Annotated in this window: 4 protein-coding genes; all 4 read right to left on the reverse strand. The window is 64.4% G+C overall.

Translation table 11 applies throughout. From position 1 onward, the window contains the following. The coding region (locus WAN71_RS05510) for a class I SAM-dependent methyltransferase (protein WP_422224367.1) at positions 1-294 on the reverse strand (294 nt) is incomplete at its 3' end. A gap of 150 nt (positions 295-444) precedes the next feature. Then, positions 445-1,308 carry a cyclopropane mycolic acid synthase family methyltransferase gene (locus tag WAN71_RS05515; RefSeq protein WP_422224368.1) on the reverse strand — a complete coding sequence of 288 codons (864 nt, stop codon included), beginning with the start codon at positions 1,306-1,308 and terminating at the stop codon, positions 445-447. A 75-nt stretch (positions 1,309-1,383) separates the two neighbouring features. Then, positions 1,384-2,232: an alpha/beta fold hydrolase gene (locus tag WAN71_RS05520; protein WP_422224370.1), complete on the reverse strand. Its 849-nt coding sequence runs from the start codon at positions 2,230-2,232 to the stop codon at positions 1,384-1,386. Positions 2,233-2,304: 72 nt separating this feature from the next. Continuing rightward, positions 2,305-2,994 (reverse strand): AarF/UbiB family protein (locus WAN71_RS05525; protein ID WP_422224369.1); only part of this gene is annotated, 690 nt, incomplete at its 5' end.

Consider the following 2,994-nt stretch of genomic DNA (forward strand, 5'->3'; position numbering starts at 1 on the left):
GCCGATGACATTGACGTCGTATTTCTCGATCGCGCGTTTCATGGTGGCGCCCCAACCGCAGCCGACGTCCAGCAGCGTCATGCCGGGGTGCAGGTCCAGCTGGTCCAGGTTCAGGTCCACTTTGGCGATCTGGGCTTGCTCGAGTGTGAGGTCGGGCGGCTCGAAGTAGGCGCAGCTGTAGGTCCGACTCGGGTCCTGGAACAGGCCGAAGAAATCGTCGGACAGGTCGTAGTGGGCCTGGATGTCCTCGAAATGCACCCGCATCTTCGTCGGCGTGGCTGGCTTGTCAGGCATCAGTATTTAGTCGCCCTTCCTCGTGCTCGGGGTTGTGCCGCACCCGGGGTTCGTGCTCGCCGACTGCACAACACGCGAGTAGTGAATGCACAATACCCGGCATCGTCCAGTACTTGCGGGAACCCCACGTTCTCTATTGTCGGCTGGAGACTACTTCTCCAGCGTGAATTGGTTGACGTCGATGTAACCGATCCGGAATCCCTTGGCGCATCCGGTCAGATAGTGCATGTAGCGCTCGTAGACCTCTTCGGATTGCATCTCGATGGCTTGGCTCTTGTGCGCCTCCAGCGCGGCGGCCCAGTGGTCGAGGGTCCTGGCGTAGTGCGGCTGCAGCGACTGCCTGCGGGTCAGCCTGAAGCCGGCCTTCGACGAGTGGTCCTCGACCTTCTCGATCGACGGCAACCGGCCGCCCGGGAAGATCTCGGTAATGATGAATTTCATGAAGCGGGCCAGCTCGAAGGTCAATGGCATGCCGCGTTCGGTCATCTGCGCAGGGGTCAGGCCGGTGATCGTGTGCAGCAGCAACACACCGTCGTTGGGCAAGGCGTCGTGGGCCATCTTGAAGAAGTCGTCGTAGCGGTCGTGGCCGAAGTGCTCGAATGCGCCGATTGAGACGATCCGGTCCACCGGCTCGTCGAACTCCTCCCAGCCGGCCAGCAGGATCCGCTTGGTACGTGGGCTGTCCAGCTCGTCGAACATCTTCTGCACGTGCCCGGCCTGGTTCTTGCTCAAGGTCAGGCCGACGACGTTCACGTCGTACTTTTCGATCGCGCGGCTCATCGTGCTGCCCCAGCCGCAGCCCACGTCGAGCAGGGTCATCCCGGGCTGCAGACCCAGCTTGCCGAGCGCCAAGTCGACTTTGGCTTGCTGGGCCTCTTCCAGCGTCATGTCGTCGCGCTCGAAGTAGGCGCAGCTGTAAGTCTGGCTCGGGTCGAGGAAGAGCCGGAAGAAGTCGTCAGACAGGTCGTAGTGGGCCTGGACGTCTTCGAAATGCGGCCTAAGTTTTTGCGCCATGCTGGCGTGCGCCTTTCTGGATTTTCACGGTGTGCACCCCCGGTATCCGCCAGTCATGGTAGTCGATCGGCCTGGTCAGGCCGAATCGGCAAACGTGGTCGTCAGCTCGCCGATCACCCGATCCCACAGCTGTTCGGGCAAGTCGTGGCCCATGCCGTCGATCAAGACCAGACGAGCTCCCCGGATCGCGCGGGCGACCACCCGGCCGCCGAACGGGCGCTGCAACTTGTCGGCGCGGCCATGCAGCACCACGGTGGGTGCGGTGACCTGCCGGTCGTAGCGCAGCAGGCTGCCGCTGGCGATGGTCGCGCTGAAATGCCGGCTGATGCCCCACGGGTAGTAGCAGCGTTCGTAGGCCTCGACCGCGTCGTGACGCAGCCGCTGTTCGGGCGCCGGGTAGCGGGGGCTGCCGATGATTCTCCAGACCTTCACGGAGTGGTCGGCGATCACCTCGATCGGCGAATTCGGCGCCGGCCCCTTGAGGACCGCGAACAGGGCGCGCGGGGCTGGCGGCGGCAAGAACGGCTGGTTGTTGCTGGAGAAGATCACCGCCAGCGACCGCGTGCGCGGGGGGAACCGGGCGGCGAAGATCTGAGCGATCATGCCGCCCATCGAGGCGCCGACGATATGGGCGCGATCGATGCCGAGGTGATCGAGCACCGCGGCGGCGTCGTCGGCCATGTCCTCCAGCCGGTAGTCCGCGTCGCCGGGGATTCCCAGCCAGAACTTGAGCATCCGGGGGATCAGCGCTCCGCCGGTGCGGCGCCGCTCGGTCTTGCTGGACAGGCCGACGTCGCGGTTGTCGTAGCGGATCACCCGTAGGCCTTCGGCGGCGAGCTTTTCGCAGAAGCCGTCGCGCCACAGCAGCAGTTGCGAGCCCAGCCCCATGATCAACAGCACGGCCGGGTCGCCCGGATCGCCCATGTCCTCGTAGTAGATGTCCAAGTCGCCCGAACGTGCTGTGCCGCTTCGGATTTCCACAGGGGCTAGACCTCCCTAGACCTCAACGTCGGATTGATGCTCGCGGCTGACCTCGACCATGAAGTTGGCGAAGTACCCGGTGAGCTGCGGGTCGGACATCATCTGCCATCGCGGAGCCAGCAGCTTCATATACCGCTCCACGTACAGGAACTGCTTACCGATCAGCACCAGCTCGCGGGGCAGCTTGACGTCGTAGGCGTCAGCCAGCGTCGAGAGCTGCTTGCCGATGTCGGCGTAGGACAAGTCACCGAGGGTCGTCATCGTCAGCGGGGTGGAGAACGCTTCGAGGTCTTTGGCGGCCTGCGCCTCCGGTTTCATGGTGCCCACGGCGCCCATCAGCACGACGATCTTGCCCGCCGCCGCGTGGTCTTTCTTGACCAGCAGCGCGTGCACCAGCTCACGCAGCAACCACCGGGTGCGCGGGTCGATGCGGCCCATGATGCCGAAGTCGAAGAACACGATGCGGCCCTGATCATCGACATAGAGGTTGCCGGCGTGCAGGTCGCCGTGGAACAGGCCGTGCCGCAGACCGCCTTCGAACAGGCTGAACAGCAACGCTTTGACCAACTCGGTGCCGTCGAACCCGGCCTTGCGGATGGCAGCGACGTCATCGATGCGGATGCCTTGCACCCGCTCCATCGTCAGCACCCGGTCGCTGGTCAGGTCCCAGTACACCTGGGGGACCCGGATGTTGCGGCCCAGCGG

The sequence above is a fragment of the Mycobacterium sp. genome (assembly GCF_049280035.1).
Taxonomy (GTDB): Bacteria; Actinomycetota; Actinomycetes; order Mycobacteriales; family Mycobacteriaceae; genus Mycobacterium.

Excerpts from the sequence above, each read along its gene's own strand:
- WAN71_RS05520 (WP_422224370.1), bottom strand. The coding sequence starts at position 2,232 with ATGGGCGATCCGGGCGACCCGGCCGTGCTGTTGATCATGGGGCTGGGC.
- WAN71_RS05515 (WP_422224368.1), bottom strand. The coding sequence starts at position 1,308 with ATGGCGCAAAAACTTAGGCCGCATTTCGAAGACGTCCAGGCCCACTAC.